Origin of the sequence: Synechococcus sp. CBW1002, assembly GCF_015840915.1 — a bacterium.
Lineage (GTDB): Bacteria > Cyanobacteriota > Cyanobacteriia > PCC-6307 > Cyanobiaceae > CBW1002.
Window position 1 is genome coordinate 3,601,454 of the sequence record NZ_CP060398.1, and the last position, 24,443, is coordinate 3,625,896.

Annotated in this window: 7 protein-coding genes and 1 pseudogene; 2 read left to right on the forward strand and 6 right to left on the reverse strand. The window is 56.2% G+C overall.

Going from position 1 to position 24,443, the window contains the following annotated elements; genetic code table 11:
• Window positions 1-84 precede the first annotated feature (84 nt).
• The 6 genes and pseudogenes from H8F24_RS17710 to H8F24_RS17735 all read right to left on the reverse strand — a co-directional run bounded on the left by H8F24_RS17710 (window position 85) and on the right by H8F24_RS17735 (window position 22,456).
• Window positions 85-1,635, reverse strand: a complete 1,551-nt coding sequence (locus H8F24_RS17710) for an IS5 family transposase (protein ID WP_197155761.1) — start codon at window positions 1,633-1,635, stop codon at window positions 85-87.
• A gap of 337 nt (window positions 1,636-1,972) precedes the next feature.
• Window positions 1,973-18,622: a Calx-beta domain-containing protein gene (locus H8F24_RS17715; RefSeq protein ID WP_197170405.1), complete on the reverse strand. Its 16,650-nt coding sequence runs from the start codon at window positions 18,620-18,622 to the stop codon at window positions 1,973-1,975.
• A gap of 72 nt (window positions 18,623-18,694) precedes the next feature.
• A complete protein-coding gene (locus H8F24_RS17720) occupies window positions 18,695-19,255 on the reverse strand; it encodes a VTT domain-containing protein (RefSeq protein WP_197170406.1) in 561 nt (186 codons plus the stop codon).
• Window positions 19,256-19,260: 5 nt separating this feature from the next.
• Window positions 19,261-19,827 (reverse strand): response regulator transcription factor, encoded by a 567-nt coding sequence (locus H8F24_RS17725; protein ID WP_197170407.1) that lies wholly within the window; start codon window positions 19,825-19,827, stop codon window positions 19,261-19,263.
• A 169-nt stretch (window positions 19,828-19,996) separates the two neighbouring features.
• Window positions 19,997-20,782 (reverse strand): SDR family oxidoreductase, encoded by a 786-nt coding sequence (locus tag H8F24_RS17730; protein WP_197170408.1) that lies wholly within the window; start codon window positions 20,780-20,782, stop codon window positions 19,997-19,999.
• A gap of 498 nt (window positions 20,783-21,280) precedes the next feature.
• A pseudogene (locus tag H8F24_RS17735) lies at window positions 21,281-22,456 on the reverse strand (IS256 family transposase).
• Window positions 22,457-22,575: 119 nt separating this feature from the next.
• Between H8F24_RS17735 and H8F24_RS17740 the strand changes: the two are divergent.
• Window positions 22,576-22,884 carry a hypothetical protein gene (locus tag H8F24_RS17740; RefSeq protein ID WP_197170409.1) on the forward strand — a complete coding sequence of 103 codons (309 nt, stop codon included), beginning with the start codon at window positions 22,576-22,578 and terminating at the stop codon, window positions 22,882-22,884.
• Window positions 22,885-22,937: 53 nt separating this feature from the next.
• Entirely contained in the window at window positions 22,938-24,431 is a 1,494-nt protein-coding gene (locus H8F24_RS17745; protein WP_197154297.1) for an IS66 family transposase, read from the forward strand.
• Window positions 24,432-24,443: the final 12 nt, after the last annotated feature.

Consider the following 24,443-nt stretch of genomic DNA (forward strand, 5'->3'; position numbering starts at 1 on the left):
TTCTCGGCCCATCGGCGCCGGATTCGTCCGTTTGCTTCGCGTTAATCAGGCTGGCAAGCGCGGTGACATCAAGTCGGCCAGATCTCAAAAGCATGGCTTGCAGATGCCCTCAGGCGCTCTGATCGCTGACCAGGCCATAAAAAAGCTGTAGATCCACCCAAAAAGAAGGACAAAAAAGAGGCGCAGCAGCCTCAAGACCTTTTCCGCGCACATCACGACAAAGGCCATCGAGATGGAGGATTCGGCACCAGCTGGTAGACGAGCCATGATCAGATCCAGGGAATACTTGCGCTTTCCAGAGCCAAAGACGCCTTCCACTTCATTGCGTCGAGCTTGATCAGATCGGAGCTGGTGCTTGTGTGCAGTGGTGACATCAGGATCCTTGGGCGGGCGACCCAATCGCTTGCCGGAGAGGCGAATACCGTTCCTCGTGCAGAAATGCCTATTCTTGGCCGTGATATAAATCCGGTCGGCGCAGATTCGCTCTGGGTAAGATCCTGTATCCAGCTTGTATTTTTCCGCCTGAGCGATAAGGTCTTCTCCTTCGTTGTAGGGGTTCCAGCTTATGCGGTGCAAGAACGGAAAGCCGTTTTGAACCGAAACACTGATTTTGGCTCCAAACTCCACCGCAGCACGTGCTTTGCCTCGCACCATTGGGCGGATATGGGTCTGCACAAGATTCACCAGGCGGTCTGGAATGCTGTTGGTCTGAGAGGCGAGCAGAAGGCCCTGTTGCCGCTCCAACTCGCTGCAGGCCAACAACTTCTGCCACCAATGCCTCTTAAGCTCGGAAAGCCTTGCCCCGCAGCCGATCAGAGCATCAATGGCCTTGAGATTCTGCCGCACATAGCCAAGCTGATGTTTAATGGCAGCCTTCACTTTGCGGCGACGTGGTCGTTTTTGCTTCGCCACTCTCAGGAAATGAGCACGAGCAAGGCCACGGTCGTAGCGAGGTCGATGTCTCCTGAATCCCGATGACTGACTGCACAGATCATCAATGACTCGCTCGGTCGTTGTGCGAGCCTCGTTGAGGAGCTTGAGGTCTCTGGGATAGGTGATGTCGGCTGGAGTGCAACTGGCATCAATCGTGAGAGTGCCCCAATTCTTTCCTTCTGGCCAGTCAGCAGGCTTGATCAACGCATCAAGTTCTAGCTGAGCGCCTCCTCCACTGGAATCACGATCATCATGGTCGTCATCGTCTGCTGCCTGAGCAAGTGCTTCCAGAAGGATCTCTTTGCCGCGCTGCACCACCAGCTCGTTGATACGGCGCAGATCCTCGTCAGAAAAACGCTTGCGAAAGTGCACCATCATCGAGGCATCAAACGGTGCCTTAGCTGTGTAGCCCGCAAAGCCGAGAAAGAACTGAATATAGGCGTTCTCTCTGATCTGATGGACTGTCTCTTCGTCGGTGAGCCCTAACTTCTGTTTGATGTAGAGAGCACCAAAGGCCATTCTCACTGATTTGGCTGGAGCGCCAATTGTGGCGCTGAATTGAGGGGCATAGGTTTCTTCCAGCTCATCCCATGGGATCAGCCCCTCCAGTTGAACCCAGCGATTCTCGGGATCAAGTGTGCCGCCAAATGGCAGGTGGAACTCCTTGATTGAGATCTGACCGTTATTGTGCCTCCGGTACATATGGAACGATCAGGAGTAAAGGCAATCACGGATTGCCTGATTCACGGCCACTTTAGCGGTTTCTCATGCTTGAGACCAGCTGCGGCGCAATGGATCTGGATTTTTCAGGAGTTCCTACGTCAGGACTGCTTGACACAGACTGACTCATGACACACGAACGACACAACTGCGAAACCCGTTGCAACAGAACGGGTCTCGTAGTTGTGTCAGTCAGCCAGGTTCGGCTCTTTACGGCTTGGCCTCGAACTCTCTTTCCCAGGAAGACCTAATTATATCGGATGTCGGTCGCTGAGAAAAGTAGCGCCGCAGTCAGTTTACCTTCTTCAGAAGTCCCAGCTTATACAAATTCGGCAATGAAGTCTTCGGACAAGACTGAGGATCCACCAAAGGTAAGAGTGGACGTACTCTCCACTCCATCGACAATAGAAGAGAATGTTGCAACATTGCCAGTGAGAGAAACAAGGATATCGTCGTCGACAACAATGCGATCTAACGAGGAGAAGTCAAGGACAAGGTCGGAGGACCCGTCTAATTGATCAACCGTGTAGTAGATGAGGTCTTGACCTTCACCAGTGATAAATGTGTCGCTGCCGGTACCTCCACATATCAGATCGTCACCATTGCCTGTATCAATGAAATCGTCATTGGCACCAGCACGGATAAAGTCATTGCCGGAGCTGCCTATGATTTCATCAGCACCGGCGCCAGAGCTGAAATAGACTCCATTAATTGCAATAGTGAATCCAGTCGGCGCATTGGAAGAAATGGTGCCTCCGCCTGCTGTAGAGGCGTAAGGATCCAGGGGGATTAATGAAGCCTCGATTAGGCTAAAGCTAATATAAACATTGGACTGAGTAGCAAATCCACCAGCGGTTTCAACTATACGCTGTATGCCATTATTAAAGCTCTCAGGGCAAACTAGAATAGGCTGTTCGTCAGCAGTAGGAGTAGGCGTGACAAGAAGGCGTGGTATACCGTCAACATAGATGATGTCTAAGCTATCACTTTCGGATGGCGTGACCCCGGCAGCGCACTCGATCATAGGTTGAGGTTTTGGTGATTCAGGATCAGGCTTCGGATGTGCAATAGGGTTGCGTGGTTGAGGTGTGATGGGCTCGGGAGATTGAGGTGGAATAGGATCGGGTACTTGAGGTGGAATAGGATCGGGTAATTGAGGTGAGACCCCTAAGCTGGAAAGCGGATGCTGTTCTCCATCCTCATCAATAAGTGAAACCAAGTAGCCACCAGGATCGTGCGTAAGCATAAACTGAACCGATACTTGGTTATTGGTCGTTTTGTCGTTATCGAATACAGGGGCATCTGCTTCAGAACCAGCATCGTTGATCTTGATCAATTGGCTCAGAGTTGAAGACGATCCGATTGAAGAATCAGCGGTCTCTCGGCGGTAAACAAGAAGTTCGGCAGAAGGAGCTGAAATGAGCCGGTTGGAAGAATCGATCGATTGATGAATTGGTTCCTGGGAAAGAGTTACGGCTTCATGCGATGTTGGCTTGTTTTTATCAGGTTGTTGAGTTGTCTCGGAATTAGACGAACTAGATATAGGAGTGGTGGAATCCGAGCTAGTGCTTGAACCTGATTTGGTACTAGAGACTGTTGGCGAGGCGCCTTTAACAGAATCTGAACCAGGGTCAGACCGGAAGCTGAGCTGGGCTGCACTTGGTTCCTGGGAGAGAGTTACGGCTTGGTGCGATATTGGCTTGGTTTCATTAGGTTGTTGAATTGTCTCGGAGTTAATTGAGCTAGATATAGGAGTGGTTGAATCCGAGCTAGTGCTTGAACCTGATATGGTACTAGAGACTGTTGGCGAGGCGCCTTTAACAGAATCTGAACCAGGGTCAGACCGGAAGCTGAGCTGGGCTGCACTTGGTTCCTGGGAGAGAGTTACGGCTTGGTGCGATATTGGCTTGGTTTCATTAGGTTGTTGAATTGTCTCGGAGTTAATTGAGCTAGATATAGGAGTGGTTAGATCCGAGCTAGCGCTTAAACCTGATGTGGTACTAGAGACTAATTCTTCTAGTGTGCTATTAACAGGCTCTGAACTGATGTCTGTACGGAAGCTGAGCAGGGCCGACTTAGTTCCTGCTAGAGATTCAAGTCTAAATCCACTGATTAAATCACCAGCATTTTCCTCACCGCTTTGGCTGCTCAGCACCAGGTGCAGCTCCCGTTGGCCGACGTCGGCAACCTCTTCTACCTCAAGGCTGATGCCAACATTGCGTAGCTGCTCAAGCCGCTGTTGATTAAAGGGAACGCTAATCAGTTTGGATATGTCACCAGGCTCAAAGACGATGTACCCCGCCACAGGGTTATAGTCGAGGCCTGTTTCGGCCGTGGCGTTGGCTGTGCTTGAGGCGTAGGTTACGACCTGGCGGCTACTGGCTTCGGTGCGAGAAAGCTCAAAGCGTGTTTCTCCACTGCCTACATTAGTTTTGAATGCTGTAAGGGTAAATCCATTACCAAATAGCTGAGTTGAGGCAATCGCGGACGATAGTGGTGCAGATAGAGTCGATAAGTTGGCTAAACCAGCTAAGTCCGACTCAACTGTGGAAGGCAGATCAGCCTCTGCGAGAACAACATTTCTAGTGAGCCAGCTGTCATCGCCAAGCTCAGGATTCAGCACATACACCAGAGTAGGACTGTCCAAGAACAGATTCTCTGAGGATGTGATGTAGGCGTTCCATAACGCTCCACCAAAATTCGTGTCGAAGCTAGCGTCGCGCGAGAAGGTGAAGTAATGATCGCTGTAGAGCTTGATTTTATCAGAACTGTCTGGTGTAAGGAACAGCATGCGATCATCGTTGAAGGCGTTGACCGCTTTAGGGTCAAAGGATAGAATATTGCTGCCATAATCAAACGAACTGATCAGTTCAATATTCTGTAGTTTGGTGCCTGGAAGATATTCACGAACAGGTAAACCATCAAGGCGGAAGTCGTATCTTTGATCGACATCGCCTTGCAGCAGCAGAGTATCGATCCCGGGGCCGGCATCAATGCGGAAGAAGTCGTTGCCAGTAATGGCGATCGTATCGCCCCCAGCGCCGGTATAGACGACATCAGCGCCCCCGTTGGTGATGACGGTGTCATCGCCGGCCAGGCTGTAAATCACATCAGCGAGAGGGCTGCCAATCAGTGTGTCAGGACCATTGGTTCCAATTTGAGAAGCGATGTCAAGGAAATCGCCGCCAAAGAGAACGTATTGATTGTCGACGGCCAGCGACGGGTCAGACGGATCCGAGAGCAGGATATCGGAGAAGCCATCACCATTGACATCGAGATTGCCATCGAGCGAGTAACCAGCTAAGGAATAGCCACTCTGATTAATCTGATTGTCGCCAAAGGCTGGTTGCGTGCTGTTGTAGGCAATGGAGACCGCAGCCGACATGGCACCCGGATAAGTACCGTTGACTTGATTGGTGACATACAGTGTATTGCCATCGATGCTTGGCGTTACCGCCTGTGGTGCATTGCCGATGTTATTGGCTAGTGTGACAGCGTTTTTGAAGTAACCACCGGCATACGAACTAGAAGTCAACCCTAAATTGCCCGCCTCTTGTAGTGTTATGGGTAAGGTGTGAGTTGTTCCGGCAGTGATCAACGAACCACTGTTGAGTTCAACCGGCTGATCAGGCGATAGATGATCAATATTCAGTGCGACCGGGAAGAAATAGGCATCAGTCGAACTGGTTGACCAGGGTGTATAGGTGAGATAGAGGTTGGCCTGATCTGTGGTGATGGATGGAGTATTGATTCCTGTTGTCGTGCTATCCCAGAGCGTCCAGTCTGCAGATGCCGATGTGTTGTTAGCACTGGCACCCTGAGCAGTTGGAGCAAAGGCGAGAAGCAGACTACCATTTTCGACGTTATTACCACCACCTTTGGAATAACCGCGGAAAGCCAGAACAGTGCGACCCTGATAGGTGGTGGCTGCGATGGGGGAGGTGACGATCACGGCACCAGCGTTGTCCCAACCCTCGTTGGGTGGTGTTGTACTAAGGCCGGTATCAATATTGATGGTGCTGCTGGAGCCCGTGTAGGCATTATTCTGCGCGAGTGTGCTTCCCCAGGCATCGGGGCTGGTTGGATCATGGCTGTATAAATAGCGGATGTTAAGGTCCTCATCATTATTGCCCGCGTATCCGGCCGGAAAATAGATGGCTAAGCGCTCACCTTCGCTGACCAGTGTTGGTGTCAGCAGCGTGTATTCTGAGCTTGTATTCTGGTTAGACTTGAGTAAATAACTGGTCCAGTTGCTGGTTTCGTATAGGTCCTTAGGCCCGTTGGAATCATTAAGATCTGCATAGGCAATCCAGATGTTGTTCGCGCTTCCATAGCCTTCTTTTGTGTTGTTTGAGGTGGGAATAGCGACAAACAACTTGCCGTTGTGAATGGCAGCACCAGGTGTCAGCGGGGCGATTGACTCGGATGGGAACGTTCCACCTGCGAGACTTTTAATCTGAGTGAGGTCGATTTGTTCATAGCTGACATTATTCGGATCAAGGCTATTCTGACTAATGCCCAGATTTAAAAGGTTGCTAAGACTGGAATTTAAAGACTTTGTTGTAACTGTGTACAGATTTCCTAGCTCATCTCGGGCGATTGTGGGGGCCGGATTTCCTAAGCCGCCTTCCGACAGGTTTGTGTTAATGAGATTCTCAACCGAGTCAATATCAATCGGTGCTTGATATTTCAGGATCGGCGAGAACCAATTCTGCAGGGATTGATACTCGTCGCTATAGGATGATGTTGTGACATCGTAGAGTTCGATTGAGTTATAGGGATTGAGGGCTGCTTTAAGGTTGCTAAGATTAAAGGTGTTGGTTGTTTGATCGACATTGAAGAGAGCACCATCAATGAGTGCTGAATAGATGGCAGCTGGCTTGCCATCGCTCTGGGCTTGGTAAGACGGCCCCTGTGGTGTCAGGGCGATCAGGATATCGTCGACACCATTGCCATTGACATCACCAGCCGCGCGAAGACTCCACAGAGAAAAGACGGGCGCTTGCGGTGCTGATGCAATCCAGAGTGACTCGTTGGCATCGAAGTAATCCTCATAACCGTCCCCATTGAGATCGCCAAAGGAGGTGGTGGTATTGAAGGCTGGATCGCCTGATAGGGGGCCTGCTGCTGTGGACGTCCAGCCAGCAGTGTCGGAGGTAAGAGCGTTGGAGAAGAGTTGTTGAGCGCTGGCGATGGGATCAGCGGCATTGGCCGATGCCAGCCATGCGTCTGGATCAGTGAATGATCCGCTAATGGTGTAAGCCTGACCGCCGCTCGATGCGCTGAGGCTCAGGCTGCCTGAGCCGGTGAGCGCTGCGGAAATCGTGCTTGTCTGCGTGGTTCCAGGCAGTACAGGTGCGAGCTGAACCGTTTGCTCAGCAGCTACTGGGTTGTTGTTGATCAGCCAACCGTCCGGAGTGGCAGCACCATTGATCAGGCGCAGACCTGACGACGATGTGGTGGTGTTGCTGGCAGTAATGATATCGAGATCTGGATTGCTGACGATGAGGTCATCATTGCCATCACCATCGATGTCACCAACGGCGGTGAGGGTCGATGGTGCTGATGTGTTGCTTTGGCTGATCAGCCAACCACCTGCTCCATCTGGGAGCTGAATGGTGGAGTTGATCCAGCTGGAACTGTCGGGCTCATGGAGAGCGGGGACCACATTGATCTGTACTGCATCGGAGTTGGCATCAATGCTGGAGAGCAGCAGATTTCCATCCACCACGACAGGAACGCTGGCCAGGTCTGTGCGAATTCCACCATTCATGGAATCGATCCGACTGGTTTGCCAGAGCAGATCCGTATCGGTGCTGACGACGCCATCGGCACTGAGGTTCACGCCATCGGCTAATGCACCATCCAGTGAGAAGAAATCAAGTCTTTGCAGATTGATGGACTGATCGTTGTTGGTGTAGGTGAGGGCGAGGCCTGTATCGGTGGTCGTGAGGCCTGGTGCCGTGGTGGGATTGATCGCAGGCTCGGTTTCTGTGGCCGAGAAGCTGGAGGCAAGGGTGAGGCTGCTGGCGGAGAAACTCAGGATGTACAGGTTGATGGTGCCGTTGTTGTTCAGCGCTACGACTGGATCGCCCCCTAGTAGCGTGGCCACCGGAGCGGCGGTGGCGGTGATGGAGTTGAAGCCAACGGTGCCATCGCCGGCCACACTGCGCTGGAGCAGTTGCTTAGGTTTAGTCCAGCTATCACTGGTTTCGTAGCGGTCAGCAACGCTGACCTCGATGTCATTGCTGGAGCTGTTGATCCCAGCCAGCAGTAGCCCGAGGCTTGAGCTGCTGTCAGCTTGGAGGATGGACACCAGGTTGCTGCCGGAGCTGATCAGCGCTGTGCTGTTGGTGTCGATTGTCTCCCAGTTGCTACCGTCCAGGGCAAGGGTCTGCAGTTGCAAGAGATCCGGAGATGCGCTGCTGCTGTAACTGAGCAGGAGCCCATCGCCTGTTTGGGTGAGACCGAGTCCGCTGCTTTGACCTGGATCGGTGAAGGCCTGCGCTGACCAGCTGGAGCTGGTGGCGGGGCTCAAACTGGTGGCTAGATAGATCTCAGTACTGGGACTGTTGACCGTGCCGCCCTGGTAAGCGATCACGGTTTGCCCGTTTTGGCTGATGACAGCAAGAGGACCTGAGGCGGTTTGAGAAGCCACACCACTGTTGTATTCAACGTTGATCTGCTCAGACCAGCCAGAAGGAAGGGATGGATTGCTGCTGGCGGTTCTCAACAGATCACTGGTGTTATTGTTCGCGATGTAATAAACGGCGAGCTGTTCGCTGCCGTTGATGGTTTCGTTGACAAGTGATGCCTGCTGCGCCGATTGAGTACCGCCGTTGGTTGGGATCACATATTGAGTAGCCCAACTGTTGCTGGCGGCATCGTTGAGGCTGGTGATATTGATCTCGTTATTGCCATCACCGAGATAGGAGAGGTAGAGCGTGCCATCAAAGGCTGTCAGTGATGGTGGTTTAGCGCTGGTCATGCCTGTGGGCAGGGCCTGCCAGTCCGCCCAGGATGTTCCTCCATCAGTACTGGAACTCCAGTAGATGAGGTTGTCGCTGTTTCCTTGCACCGCCATGTAGAGGGTGTCCTCCAGCTGAGCGAGGGCCGGTGCTGCCGTTGAGGAACCGCCGTCGACACCACTCCATGGCGTGTAGCTGCTTGATGTGATGTCTGGGCTGGTGGACACCGCTGAATACAGGGTGTTGGAGACCTCGCCGTCGCTGGAGCTGGAATCAATCCACAACAAGGCCAGCGCATCACCTTGATTCAAGAAAGCAGGAGCTAAATTGCTGCTAAAGGTGCTGCTGTCTGATTGGGCGGAGGCGATGGTCGCCGGTGAACTCCAGTTGGTCAGCGTTGCGCTGTCTGGATCAAAACTGCTGATCTGCAGCGCTCCGCCGGGGTCTGTGAAGCCCAGGTAGAGGTTTTGCTCAAAGAAACCCAGAGCCGGGGCGGTGTTGGTGGCAAAGCCGGGTTCCAGAGTGCTGAGGTTGGCCCAGTTGCTCCAGCTGCTGCCGCCATCGTTGCTCTGGGCAAACCAGATCGAGGTGTCGCCGGCTCCAGTGCCTTTGACTGCGGCATAGAGGGTGTTGCCTACGGCGATGACGGAGGGGCTGGCGTTGGAGAGGCCATCGCTGATCTGCTGGCCTGGGAGGGTCGTCAGCGGTGCATTGCTGTCTGGATCAACCGGGCTGAGGAAGCCGAAACCCGAACCGATGGGAAGTTGATCGGAGTTGCGGCCGTAGAGGATGCCAGTGGTGCTGCCAGCGCCCTGGTTGCCCTCTGCAGCGGTGCTGAGATTGTCGCTCAGGAAGAGCGCAAGATCAGCGAGGCCGTCGCCGTTGATATCACCAGCTGGGAGAACTTGCGTATCCGGTGAGACGGTGAAGTTATAGTGGTTGTAGAGGTAGTCGGCGAGGATTTCCTGAGTGTTGGCACCGAGTTCAATGCGCACATTGTTGATGAACTCACCCGGCTGGATGGAGATGAAATCGCCGTAGCCATCACCATTGAAATCACCGATCGAGCGAAGTGAGCCAGCGGTGGTCGTGGCGAGTCCATCCAGCAAGTAGCCCGTGTTGCTGGCAAGCTTGCTGAGCTGCAGATTATTGATTGCTTCGAGATAGGGGTGGCCCCATGCCAAATAGGCACTGGCATTTGGGCCGGATCCTAGCAGAATGTCGTTGATTCCATCACCGTTGATATCACCACCTCCAAAGGTGCCCTGTCCGGTGTATCCGAGTGCACCGTTTCCGAGTGCACTAAAGATGGAGATACTCAGATCTGTACCATCGGCTCGTTTTAACTGACCGATGGATCCGGAAGCCACGCTGCCGATGGCGGGATTGGCGTTGTTAGAAGATGGGAAGACTTGATCGTTGCCAAACAGCACATAGCCATTGCCGGCGCCGCTGGAGGCGTTGTAGGCCTGAATCAGGAGGTCGCTGTAGCCGTCTTCATTGACATCACCAAGATCAACCAGGCCGTTACCAAAGTTGTCAGAGATATCTGCACCATAGAGGGTCAGGCCACTGGCCAGGTGCGCGAGGTATTGATAACCCTGCTCCAGATTGATGGACTGGACCCATGTGGGAGCGCTTGTGCTATCAGAGAAAAAGCTTTGGTTGGTGTCAACAAAATAGACCGCACCGGAGCCTCCAGTTTGTGGAGCTCCGATCGCAAGGATCGAATTATTGTTGGTGTTGTGAAAGTCGATAAAGCTCAGACTGGATCCAAAGCCTGAATCTCCCAGGGTGTTCCAGGGCAGAGCCCCATAAAAGGTTGCGCCTCCGTTCTTGGTGTCGGCGACGACTTCGGCTGTAATCGCCTTGTTCAGAGCAGCCAGGTCATCGCTGCTGCCGAACAGATAGACTGCACCAACTGCTCCAGTTTGAATCGCCTGGTTGTTGGCGTAAGTCGCATCGCCGATATGATCCACCTGCAGGGCCTTGAGGTTCTGCATATACGTGGATTGCTCTGCCGACAGTGAGGAGCTACTGGCGACGTCAATCAGACCGGCGTTGTTAACGCCCTGATTACTGGAAACGGTGTAGTTGTTGTCTTCGGATGGAAGCTCAATCTTGATCAGTGCACCATCGCCATAGAAATCTTTCGTTCTTTTCTTCCCAGCTGCCGCCTCCTGCACAGCCTCTGTGCCGCTGTAGAGCAGGGATGCCTGCACGCCGGGGGCAGAGATGGCGATCCCGCCTGCGCCATTGACAGCAATTGATGTGGCGAACTGGCTTCCCCAGTACGTCGTCGTTGTGTTGTCTGAGCCGGTCGCACCGGGGGTGATGGTGATGGTGCTTCCCCACGAACCGAGAATCGGGTTGCTGAGAGGCTGGGCCTCACCGGTATCCCAGCCATTGGGTTCGGTGGACGTGGTGCTGTAGCTGTAGAGTGCACCAATCGGTACCAACGATGCAACTGAACCGCTGCTATCGATCGATGTGAGATAGTTTGGCGCACCGATCCACAGCGTTGCGCCATCAAAGGCCAACGCAGACCCGAAGTTCGCCACACTGATGTCGTCGCTGCTGCTCGCCGGAGGCTGAGCTGGCGTCAGAACAGTCACGTAATCCCCGACCTCACTGGGGTTGGACAGATCAATCGTTGTGGCCGCACCAGTACTGGTGAGGGAGGCCTCAATCCATTGACCATCGATGATGACGACGCGACCACCGTCATTGGCCTGAGGTGACGCGATGATCAGGTCACTCGTGCTGTCCTGATTGACGTCGGCAACCAGCATGGTCTGGCCGAAGTTCTGGCCCCAGCCGGCGGTGGGATCGGCCTTGATCAGCAGGCCCCCGCTGCTGCTGGGGCTGAAGGCATCACCAAGCAGGGGCAGATTGGGAGTTTCGGGAGAGAAGTTGCTGTTCGCGAGGGCGTTCAGCCAGGTAGTGGGTGCCTGCGCCGTGTTAGCGCTAGGTTTCCCACCTGCGGATTGCCCTGTGTATTGAATCCAGACGCGACCAGCGGGATCGCTGAGGGCATTGGTGGAGAAGGGCTGAGCGATCGCCAGCCAGCCATTCGTGTTGTTGTTGCTATCAATGAATGAACCGAACACCTGCGACTGCCCAAAGCTGTTGGCGGGAGTGAATTCTGCAGAACTACTGGCACCAGCGGCAGTATCAGCGCTCTTGAGCACCTCGCCGCTGTCGACATACTTGAGCTGCAATGGTGCTTGTTCGATCACCTGGGCCGTTGCGATGGCCTTGTTGCTGGCCTGCAGCTGGTTGAGGGCCGAGGAGCTGACCACCCCGGCTGACTGCATAGCAGCAATGCTGCTTGCAGTGCTATTGACGTCAACGTCGGTGGTTGTGCCCACCGTGATCGTGCTGGAGCCTTCAACAAAGCTGAAGGAATAGGTGGCGCTATAGCGATCCTTGAGCTGTTCGCCTGGTGCAGCCGGCAGAAGATCCTTAGGGATTACCAGGCTGAAGGCGGGGGCATTGCTCAGTATGGTGTAGTTTAGATTGTCTTTGTTGGCAAGTGGCTGCAATGACTGCAGGCTTTGATCGCCGATTAACACCTGATCGGCGGTTAGCGAAATCGTAACGGGTGACTGTGTGGTGTCGGTGAGATTCGACAATGTGACATTGACTTCGGTGAGTGTCTTGTTTGATGGAGTTGTGATGGTTTCCTGCCAACTGCCGCTGGTCCAACTGGACGTGGGCACGTTAATCACCAGACCGTCCTGAAACGATCCCCCGCTGTTGTAGCTGGGTATGCTGGGATCCACTGCCAGCAGGGGATCAAGGCTGCTGGCCTCAGTCCAGGTCTTCGTGCTGGCATCGTAACTGCTGGTATAGGTGGCCAGGGATGCAGCATTGGGGTTCACATTGCGGGCATCCCAATGTCTGGATATAGCCCCAGAAATGACACCTGGATCAGGCGTCTTGGTGGCGATCTCGGAGCCCAGGCTGGCAAGCAGGCTGAGGGCCTCCTGCGCGTTGGGAGCAGGCCAGTTTCCTGACAAATTGGCTGCGAAGGCCGCACTACTGAGGGCTTTGTCGTAGAAGGCGAGTTGATCAATCGCGCCCTTTGAATTATTAGCCAGCAACTGCGCTCGATCGTTGAGATTGATCAGCGGATAGGGATTGAAGACGTTCGCATCACTGGCCACCAACTGGTTATCCACATACAGGGACGCCGTGCCCATATTGGTGGGCAGTTGGGTAACGATACCGTTGGCTTCGTAGGTCTGATAGGTGGGCAGGAAAGACGCCACGATGTAGTGCCAGTTCCCATCGCGGAGATCGGCAGGCACCGTGCCAGCGACGTCAGAGGTGATTGCCGTTCCGGGGCCGACATCAAACACCAGCTGGCCGGAACCATTCACCGAGATAGCGGTGCCTCGGCTCAGGACGAAGTCGAGCTCATAGCCGGAGTAACTCTCGGTGGTTAAGGGGCTGGGCAGGTTGCCGGAGCTGGGCTGGGTGGAATCTGCACTGTCGGGCGCAAGCGAGAAATTAACCTTCGCTTCGCCGGTTGCCTCCTGAAATTCCCAGAGTGCTGTGAACATGGAAGAAAGACCTGTGCTGATCCCCTCTGTGACGGTGACCAGGCCCCTGTTCAACAGCGCTGTGCTGGTGTCGACTGCAATGTTGTTGAGGCTGGAATTGGGCAGGCCGGTGTTGCTGTCGATGGCATTGTTGAATTCCAGCTGTGTTGATGGCACACTGGCAATCGTGGTGGCATTGGCTCCATCGATTCCAATCAGTTCTGAAGCCCCGACATCGTAATTTTTTAGAAATTCGCTGACGCCATCAAGCGTTGAGCCACTGACCAGATTTTTGAGCAGCAGCGCGTTGTTGTACAGATTGCTGCCACCATTGCCATTCATGGCAGTCGTGTTAGCCCCAGTGGCGACGATGCCCCATTCCCAGCCAAAGAGGTCTGTGGCTGCGCCCTCAAGCGGTACATTCGCCAGACCCAATGCAGAAGCCTGCTGGTTGCTGATCCGGTCGACTACGAAGCTGGCATTCAGCAACCAGCCTTCCGGCAGTGTCGACGGTCCGATTGCCACATCAGTGGGTTGACCCAACGCCACTAGGCCGGCTCCGTTGGGGTTGTCGAGGGGGCTGTCGCTCAGCTTCGCCCAGAATTCGATCGTATAGGGACTGCTGGGGGCGCCGGGACTGGCCACCAGCGCTGAGTTCGTGATGGGAGAACTGAAACTCCTGTTCAGTTGGATACTACCGCTGCCGCTATTGAGATCAAAGTCACTGATGTCGATGATCGTGGTGTCAGCGGGAATCCCTGGACCGGTGATCCGATCACCCACCGCCAGATCGCCCTGGCTCACTCCAGTGACGCTGAGAGTGTTGCCGCTGATGCTGCCGCTGAAACTGCTCTGTGGGAGCTGGCTGGTGGCATCGATCGCCTGCAAATCCGTTGCGATCAGGTTCTGGCTCTGATTGATCCTGTAGGTGCCTGTTCCGTTGGTCTGATCAACCGTCTCTAAGGATTGGATCTTGGTGCCGGCAAGTACTCCTGGCCCCGCCAGCAAGTCACCTTCCTCTAACCGCCCGGCGGTCAAGGCATTGACGGTGAGGATGTCGCCGCTGATCGCGCCGGTGAATCTGGCGATGGCACTGCCTGCAGCCAAGCTGGCGGCTGGAATGTTGCTGGCGATTTGTCGAAACGCGCCAATTGTGGAGCCCAGCCCTGTGCTGAGAACACCGGTGCCATCGATGTTCTGAACCGCGCTTGCCTGGGATTTGGGCAGAGCACCGGCAATCGCCAGATTCAGTCCAGTTTCGGAGGCAAAGGTGTTGGTATATGTTGAGCTTTCTGTTCCGAGATTGATATCACTAACGCCGCTTTGCAGCTCACCGAACTGCAAATAGAGGTAAGGTTGATCGTTAAGAACGCTCTGGCGATAGGGGGTGCGTACCCCCTGACTCCAGGTGATGAGCGGACTCTCGGCGATACTGCCATCAGCTTGCAGCAGCTGCTGGGATGCGATGGAGATGTCTTCGATCGTCAGGCCAACATGTGCATCCTGATCCCAAGGGATGGTCTGAATCGTCGAATTGCCGTTGGCATCAGCGAACAGCGATTCCCACTGAAAGTTTGTGGCATCCGGATTGATCCAACCGGTTTTGATCACCGTTGGTAGAGGTTCAATCGCCTTCAGGATCGCAGGGCTGTCAGTGGATCCCAGCGTCAGGCTGCGGCTGAGGCTATAAGTCCCATCACTGTTGATAGCTGTGATTTTGGCTGGATCGCCGGTGCCGCTGCCAATGATTCGATCACCTACAGACAGCAGGACATCTGGGCTTTTGACGGTAAGGGTGGAGGCGTCAATCCACCCTTCAAAGCCACTGTCCTTGATTGCATCGATGGATGTTTCCGTCCAAACCAACAACGTGCCGAGGCCGCCTGGGGCATCTGCATTTGGCACATTGAATGCTTGAAGATGCTGGATGACCGCGTTCTCTGGTTTATAGAGAAGAGACGGAGATGGGGCCTCCCAACCCGTTGACCCACCGGCATAGATACGGTAATTAATCTGCTGATTGCCGTATAAGGCTTCCAGGAAGTTCTGGTAGTTAGTGACTCCATCCCCTTCTGCCGTAACGGGGATCACCTGATCAGTGGCCTCCACCCATGCTACAAGGGTGTTGCCAAGATACTTGTCGCCATTGGCGCCTTCAATCGTGATCGCAGTCGGGGTGCTGGCAGCGCTGAAAAAGGGGATGCTATTATTAGAGGAAGATTGATAGAGCTGCTCAAGACTTAGCTGATCTGGTGTAACCTCTGGCTTGGCGGTGTATCCAGATGGGGCCTGCTCATCCTTGACCCTGCCATTCAGATACACCACACTGGCTTCGTCAGAGTCGGTTTGGGTGATATATGTGACACGATTCTGCACCGGCCATGCGGCCATCGCGTCGATCAGAGGGAAATCATCGCGAAGCCCGTTGCTCAGGAATACGCCGCTATTGGGCACGCTTGGCTGGGCACTGAACTGCTCGTCGGCTACGAAATTGTTGAGGCTCAGTGTTTCAGGAGTTACGTCGTAACTCGGTGGCGGTGGCGCTGGCTGGCTCTCCGTGGTGAGGCTATTGACAACCGCATCGGGCAACGTCAGTCGCACAACAGGTTGACTTTTTCCGATATCTTCTTCGGCCACCAATAACGGTTGATCCAGGTCGACCCGCTGGATCACGCCACCACTCAGACTGACGGTGGCGGTAACTGAATTGGCCTGGCTGGTTTCTGAGGCGTCGGGATTGATGTCGGGATTGAGGAGAGTAAGGGCGGTTGTGCTGGAGAAGCTGCTGTACAGCTGTACCGGGACATTTCTATAGGTGTAGAGGCTGTTTTGGGTGGCGCTTGGCGCGGTAATCTCCCCGGTAAGCGGATCGAATTCGGGATAGATCAAGTTGTCTGACTGATCCGCGGGGTTTACTGATACGCTGGAGACCCGCACAATTGTCTGAATCTTCAGTGTGGGCGGGTTAGTGCTGCTCGGTTTCAGTGTGATCAGGGGCAGATCAGCAAGAATGTTTCCCGAACTGCTGCCAGGGTCCGGAGGCGAGGCGATGCCGGTGGAGTACACATCGAGAAGTAGCGCATAGATGCCACTGTTCGTCTGTGTTTCAGGTAGCCCCAGATACGATCCGCCTGAACTGATATGGAAACTGCTTGCCTGGATACTGCCATTGAGGACCGAGAAGCTAGCCTTGGCTGCCGTCTGGTCATCCCCATCGGCTGTAACACCAATGATTGGTACATTGGTATATGTGCCATCGTTCAGGCCGGAGCCAGGATTGTAAAGGCTCAGTGCATTGCTACCCGTTGTTTCCGGCGGGTTGATGGCTCCAATGGCAGTCGGATTTAGCGTTAACAGCTGCAGGTTGCTGGCTTGCCGGCCTAACAGCGGCTGGCTGTTCGCGCCAGTCGATGTTGAAGCTGAAAAATATGAATTACTGCCATACTGCGGCGAATAGAGGAAGGGATAAGCATCCCCATCGGAGGCACTGGTGTTGCTAACTAAGGAGCCGTTGGCGGAGGCGGTGGTACCAGTTGCCGGAGCGGGAAGCGAAGCCAGTGGATCTTTGCGGACATCTGGTGTGGTATCGGAGCTGGTGGTACCGTCTATTGTTGAAGCTGGCAGAGACTGGGTATTCTGATCCGCCACCTCCGTATCTTGCTTTTTTACTGGCCCGATATCCTTGGTGAGATAATAGCTAAAAACAGGGACGTAAGCGCCAAAAGGCAGAGCGACTCCGATGTTGGCGAAGAATTGTTCGGTGCCAGATTCTTTGCCTAGAAAAAAACTATCTATAAAACTATAGTTAACTTTGTTGCCGATCTGGCCTTTAATGCCTGCAAGGCCCAAATACTTACCTGCGAGCGACAAACGGGTGGTAACACTAAAGCTGGTTCCTATCTCCAGTTGCGAATCCTCAAAACCCAAGAACTCGGGGGCTGCGAGAGTTGCGGCAACAGGCCCCACTACCGCCAAAGTAATTCCCAAAGCAGCATTAACCTTCTCTAGTACTTCGGGATTACCTCCTTCTCTACCAATGTATCCGAATGGATCAGTATTGTCATATTTGGCGTCGACTCCTTTTGCAAAGGGCACCCCTATTTGTTCATCTTCAGCGACCAGGCCCAAGAGTCCAATGTCGCCCAGCCAGTTGGGTAATGGCGCCCCGTCTGTGGCGCTGAGAAGCTGCTGAAATTCAAATCCGACACCCAAGCCAAAATCTAGCGTCCATGTGCTTTCCATAGCAGTTTGCCATATTTTAGTGTAATTATAATCAAAACCAATGGACTCTACTGATATCATTGAGTCAAGAGATGGTCTGTAAGGATATTTGTACTTGTAGGTCGTGCTGACACTTCCGCTATATGCATTTTCACTGGTTGACTTACTTGCTTCGCCTGTAAGCGCTGTGAGTTCTTTTAATAATGCCTTCTGATTGCCTTTTCCGGTCTCGTATGCGAATTTGACTGTACTCTTGACGGTGGGTAGACCGCTAACATTGTAAAAGCCAAATCCGCCCTTCCAGACCTTCTCTTCTCTGACTATATCGAGTCTAATATCTTCTTGGCGTAGGTTACTTTTGGCTTGCCATCGTACAAAGCTTTGCCCAAGTAGCGCCCCCGCACGAAATACTCCTCCTTCGTCAGCAGCGCCAGGAACCTGGTAAGCTAACCCACCCTTCCATCCACCTTCCGACTCACTGTTTTGCTGTGCCTGCACCGGAGCAGCTGAGAGGGATAGCGGCGCCGGTGGTGGCGTTGTGATTAACTGCTGTCGCGACAGCTCTATGTTGCCCGAGAAGGCCAACGGAGCCCTAGCTGTCTGGACCTGTGGCACAACCGCACTGAGAGCGACGTCGTTGAGCTGAGGCACGCCACTGGCATTAGGAGTGATCGTGTATTCCGTGACATACAGATCGCTGTCGGGTCGCTCAGCGCTGGACGCGGCCTCCAGTTCCGCCTCGACCTGATCAGCCGGAATGTTCTTTAATTTATCGAGCAGGGCATCCACCGATGTGGCGGCCCTCTGCTTCTGCACTACCAGTGAGAAGCCGTTGCTCGTTCCTTCCGTTAGCGCAAAGGACTGGTCCTCCACCTGATCGTCGGTGAGCTGGACCGGCGTCGACCAGACAAGCTGGCCATCACTGCCCCACTGCCCCAGGCTCGCGAAAATCTCGGAACTGCTGCCCTCACCCACCCGGTAGGCCAGCACGATGCCCGGTTTGTGTCCGATTATGGTATCGACGTCTGAACTATTGGTGATTGGCCAGAGGTCGCTCAGCACGAGCGCCTGTAGCTTCTCGCCACCCACGGCGCCCGGTACTGCCTGCCCCTTCTCCCAGCGCTGGGCCTCGGCGTTCCACTGGCACTGCCAGATCAAGCCGTTATCCGCCAGAAAAGCGTAGGCGAGACCGTTGGCGTCGTTGACGACCTGGATCGAACTGGAGTACGGCACAGCGATCAGCTATCACGTTCTTTCATCTTCGCAGCCAGAACCGCATCCCGTTACCCCCATTCGTAGGGGTTTTCAGAACTCATCCGTTTTCTGCCTTCTGCGCAGCTGAACACCGCTCAGCCAGGCCAGAGCTGCCGTGGCCGCGATGGCGAGCCCGGTCAGCACTGTTGTCCCTATCGAAAGCTGCCCGCTGATCGCTTCTGCGCCTCGCGCTCCTGCCTGCACCATCACCGCAAAGCGCAACACCAACACCGTGGAGGCCAGGCTGTAGCCGCGCCATCCTGTGGCAGAGAGGGCACAACAGGCGCTCACCAGAGCCATTGGCAACAGCGCCAGCCGTAGCAGCAGCACCGAGCGCCACGACAGGCGCGCATCCACCAAGCTCAGCATCCACTGCCTGCGGCGCTTTCTCTGGATGCGGTGCACGATCCAGGCTCTGCACCAATGCCGGCAGAGGTTCCAGTTGATCGCAAGACCGATCGCCTGAGCGGCCACCACCACCACCAGGCCGATCGCCCCACCAAACATCGCACCCGCCGCCACAACCGCAGCACCCATCGGCAGGCCCAGACCCACACCGCCAGCCAAGAGCAGTGCATAGAGCAGCGGCTGCGTGGCCAGATCAGCAGCCATCACTTCTAATCGGTGTCGTGCTGCAACAAGCCCAGCTCAAGCGCACGGCGCACCACCTGAGTACGGTTCCTGGCGTGGAATTTGGCCATCAGAGATCCCACATAATCGCGCACGGTCGATTCGGCCAATCCGATCTGCTCGGCGATCTGCCTATTGGTCTGCCCCTGAGCTAATTCCCTCAGCGTGCAGCGCTCACGGCTCGTTAGCCGCGGGATCACCTGGTTGCTGGTGGCCTGGAGCATGGGCAGAATCGCTGGATCCAAATAACGACTGCCGCGACTCAGCGCCAGGAGTCCGTTGATCAGAACGCCGCTGCCGAAGCTATGGGTATGGATCACGGCGTCGACCTGATCCACGGGATAGCAGTTGGCCCGCAACCAGTGCAGATCCTCCACCAACAGCACGATCGCCGGAGGCATGGGCAGTTGCCGCAGCTGCGCCACAAGGGCCTCACCGTGATCGGACGCAATGGAATCCACCATCAGCAACAGGCAGCGCTGACTCTTGGAACTCACCAGACTGAAGACCTCCTCGGCGTTGACGCAGGTGCCCAGCACCTGCTGTTCGCCCATACTCAATGTGCCCCTTGCCATCAAGTGCGCTTCTAACCAGGAGCCGGAAGCACCCACCAGTGGCCATCGCTGGAGGATCCGATTCACCGTGTGCATACGGTGACGGAAACCTGGATCGGCTGGAAGGAACCGCGGCCTCTTCTCCGTCACGCGTCGGTCGCTCCTTTGTTTACGGCGCTGTGTAGGGAAAGTCGGCTCCCTCAGCCAGCCAGAAAGGCTGATGCGCTCGGTCGTAGATGAACCAGGGTTCAGAACGGTTGAACGTCTCTGTTGTGGTCTGGGTGAGCACCCAGTGGCAGAACCGAGCCGCCAGATCAGCAGGTATCAGATTGGCGCGATTGCCCCGGAAGAACGACGCGAGAGGGAAATCCGCAGGATCCGGTTCACGCAGGCTGGCTTGCATGCCGGTATCCACCTCACCGGGAATCAATTCAGCCACCTCAAGTTCTGGTCTTAGATCATGCCGCAGACTTTCGGTAACTGCATGCAACGCGTGCTTGCTTATGCAGTAAGCGCCAAGGCCTGGAAACGTGGCCTGCGCTGATCGACTCGAGATATTAAGTATTCTACCGCCTGATGGCATGTGGGGTGCGATCACGGCGGCCAGTTGTGCCGGCGCCACGGCCATCAGGCACAGGGCTCGCAGCAGATCAGACGCGGACTGGTGGATCAGAGCTCCTAACGGCTCAACAGCTCCAGCCCCATTCACCAGAGCTGCCACCGGCCGGCCATCGATGGCATCTTTCAGCCTCTCGATAGCCTTGCTCAGCCCTGCCTCATCGCTGAGGTCCACAGCCAGTGCTGTGAGATTCTCAGCAGGGGTGCAAGCTTGTCGCGATAGTGTGACTACCTCGTATCCAGAGCTCAGCAACAGATTCACAAGCTCGCGACCGATGCCACGGCTGGCGCCGCTCACCACCACCATCCCTGCCGGTAGCTGATCAAGTCGATCCAAAGCCAATGGCACAGGGTGTAATTCATTCTATCATGAAGATGATAGCTTGTCATTGGCAATCCTCAACGAGACTGCCCTTGCCAATCATTCCCCCACGAGATGCACGGTCTGATTGGAACACCTTTGCAGCGGAGTCGATTCCCACAAAAACAGATTTCAGCCCTCTTGAGATCGTCTTGACTGATATCAAGACGACGTTTGGGGAAACGTGGTCAGCCCTGACTGGCTGGGCCGCGTCCCTTTGCGTGGTGTAAAACCCGAGGCCCGAATGCCCTGACTCAGAGGGTGAACAGGGTGGAATGACGGGCTGTCATTCCTGAGGCGCAGATGCACCTCGTTTTTCCACGATGAAATGAGGCGATTGACTTGTCAAGTCTCTCGTCTGATCGCGGCTGTGTTGTGAGCGGCAGGGGTCTTCTATGCAGCCCAGGGGTTACAGCGCCGGCCCCCGGGCGGCGATTGAGGCCGCTGCGCCCTGTGGGGGCGCTGCCACCTCAATCACCTGGGGCCTGCGTCTTGCACCTCTGCGGCGGCGGCGCTGAGCAGGGCCGGCAGATCCTCCAGCTCCGGGATGGCGGCCATGCTCTCGGCTGAGAACATGCGGCGTCCCTCCAGCTGCCAGTGCTCGTGCTGCTCCAGCAATACCGCGCCCACCAGGCGGGTGATCGACGCGTCGTTAGGGAAGATGCCGACCACCCTGGTGCGGCGCTTGATCTCCTCGTTGACCCGCTCCAGCAGGTTGGTGCTCCAGACCTTCTTCCAGTGAGGCTGCGGGAAGTGACGGAAGGCCAGCACGTCCTCTCTGGCCTCGTTCATGAGCTCGGTGGCCTTGGGGAAGCTCTCCGCCAGCGAGGCGGCCAGGTCATCCCAGCGGCTGAGGATCTCTCCGGCATCCTCCTGAGCGAACACCGAGCGCAGGGCGGCGGTGACCATGCCCTGGTGGGCTTTGGGGACGCGCTGGAGAAGGTTGCGGGCGAAGTGGACGCGGCAGCGCTGCCACACACAGCCCTGCAGCTGGCGCCTGATGGCCTTGGTGAGGCCCACGTGGGCGTCGCTGATCACCAGCTTGACGCCAGTGAGGCCGCGCTCCTACTGCTTCGCAGAAGCCTTCGGCTAGATCGAGGCAATGAACTCGCTCCAGAAGCCCTCGGTTTCGCTGCCTGTCACCTTGAGACCCAGCAACTCCCGGCGGCCGTCCGCGTTCACCCCCATGGCGACGACGACAGCCCGTGAGCAGACCTGCAGGGCCTTGCCCAGCCTGCCCTTGAGGTAGGTGGCATCCAGGTAGACGTAGGCGTAGCCGGACTCCTGCAGGGGCCGGCTCAGGAACGCCTGCACCTGCTGGTCGATCTCCTGGCAGATGCGACTGACCTGGGATTTGGAGATGCCGCTCTGCGATCCCAGGGCCCCCACCAGGGCATCGACCTTGCGGGTGGAGACGCCGCCGATGTAGGCCTCCATGATCACGGCATAGAGGGCCTGATCCACCCGGCGGCGGGGCTCAAGGATCGAGGGCAGGAAGCTGCCGGCCCGCAGTTTGGGGATCAGCAGGTCGATGTCGCCCACCTGGGTGGTGAGGCTGCGGGGCCGGTAGCCGTTGCGGTAGCCGAGCCGTTCCTCGCTGCGCTCATGGCGGTCGGCACCCAGAACGGCGGCAACCTCCAGCTCGATCAGCTGCTGCAGGCCGTGGCGGGCCAGCTCCGGGATCAGCTCGCCGGCACTGCTGCCATCCAGTAGCGGCGCCAGGTCAACTGCGGCACGATGGGTCTTGGGCGTGTGTCACGAGTCAGCAGGTGAAAGCCAAGGCTGATGAAACTGCATCGGGGATGGGAGTGTGGCCTCCCGGGATCGGCCTGCAGGGGCTGGTACCAAACCACCCCGTGCTGCTGCGTTCAAAAGACGTGGTGGTGAGCGACGGGGAAACGGCGGACTGGATCCGTCAGGTGTGCGACGAGAAGGTGAGCGCAAGCGAACCGTTGATGACGCGCCGATATCTATTTCAGACGCTGCCAAAACGGGAGGCGGCCCAAATCTCCTGGATCAGTGTGGACAGTAAGCATTCAGGGGTCGGGACAGCACGCGGCGAACATCGTCTCTGCTGAACCCTTGACGGCGTCCTGATTCCCGTTTGCATCTCAGGCAGAGACTGCTTGAGATGGGCGCCCCTCCTGCTGGCATTTCCGAGGTGGACTGGTTGTCGTGGCCAGCTGGTGCCAGGGAGTTCATTCTGGCTCAACAGGAGGAGATGGTGCAGCTCCGCGTCCAGCTCACCGCCCTGGCGACCGAACTGGCCCATCTGCGCGAGCGGATCGGCCGCAGCTCCCGCAATTCTTCCAAGCCTCCCTCCAGTGATGGCCAGGGGTTTAGGCCGCCCGAACGACGCAAGGGCAGTGGCCGCAAGCGCGGCGGCCAGCCGGGCCATCCCGGATCTGGGCCGGAGCTGCTGCCGATCGAGCGGGTGGATGAGGTGGTCGAGCACCACCCCCAGGCCTGCCGCCGCTGCGGCACGTTGCTACAGGGTCAGGATCCCGAGCCCTTGAGGCACCAGGTGATCGAGATTCCACCGATCACGCCTCTGGTGATCGAGCACCGGCTGCACCGCCTGGTCTGCCCCTGCTGTTCCACCAGCACCTGTGCCTCGTTACCGGCGGAGGTGGAAGTAAGCCATTACGGTCCCCGGCTCAGTGCTCTGGTGGGTCTGCTGGGTAGTGCCTTCCCGTTGAGTTTCAGCAAGACCCAGGCGCTGCTGGATCAGCTGCTGGGGGTACAGATCAGCCGGGGAGCGATGGCCACTATCCGCCAGCGCTTGAGTGCAGCACTGGAGCAGCCCATGCAGGAGGCCCTTGCGTTTGCCCGTCAGCAGTCGGTGGTCTATGTCGATGAAACCGGTGCCCCCACCGGTAATGCCGATGGGGGCAACCCCGATGGCCGGCGCGGCTGGGAGTGGGTCATGGTGACCGCCATGGGGGTGACAGTGTTCTTGCAGAGCCTGAGCCGCTCGGCTGCCGCCGCGATCGACCTGCTCGGGAATGCCTTTGGCGGAATTGTGGTGAGCGATCGCTTCTCCGCCTACAACCATCTCCCGCTGGAGCAGCGCCAGCTGTGCTGGGCGCACGTGATCCGCGATCTCACTGCCATCGCTGACCGTCAGGGCGCCAGCGGTGAGATTGGAGCGGAGCTGCTGGGCCTGCAGCAGCAGCTGTTTGCCCAGTGGCACCGCTACAAAGACGGAACGATCGACTGGTCCACGTTGCAGCAGGGCTGTCGGCCGATCCGCCAGGCGTTTGTGGGCACGCTGCAGCGGGTTGTGGAGCTGGGCTGCCAGCGCGGCGAGCGAACGCCGTGGGCCAAGACGGTGCGTACCTGCCATCAGTTGCTGCAAGTGAGCGATGGCCTCTGGACCTTCCTGGAGATTGAAGGGATCGAGCCCACCAACAACGCAGCCGAGCGTGCCCTGCGCCATTCGGTGATTCAGCGCAAGATCAGCCATGGCGTCCAATCCCGCCAGGGTGCAATCTGCCGCAGCAGGTTGCTCACGGTCACCACCAGCCTGCGGCAACAGGGCCGTGATATCTGGCAGTTCCTGGAGCAGGCCTTGATCGCCCATCATCGCGGCGGTGAGATGCCATCGCTGTTGCCGAATCCCTGAGCCGGCCGTCAT

Excerpts from the sequence above, each read along its gene's own strand:
- H8F24_RS17710 (WP_197155761.1), bottom strand. The coding sequence starts at position 1,635 with ATGTACCGGAGGCACAATAACGGTCAGATCTCAATCAAGGAGTTCCAC.
- H8F24_RS17720 (WP_197170406.1), bottom strand. The coding sequence starts at position 19,255 with ATGGCTGCTGATCTGGCCACGCAGCCGCTGCTCTATGCACTGCTCTTG.
- H8F24_RS17725 (WP_197170407.1), bottom strand. The coding sequence starts at position 19,827 with ATGGGCGAACAGCAGGTGCTGGGCACCTGCGTCAACGCCGAGGAGGTC.
- H8F24_RS17745 (WP_197154297.1), top strand. The coding sequence starts at position 22,938 with ATGGGCGCCCCTCCTGCTGGCATTTCCGAGGTGGACTGGTTGTCGTGG.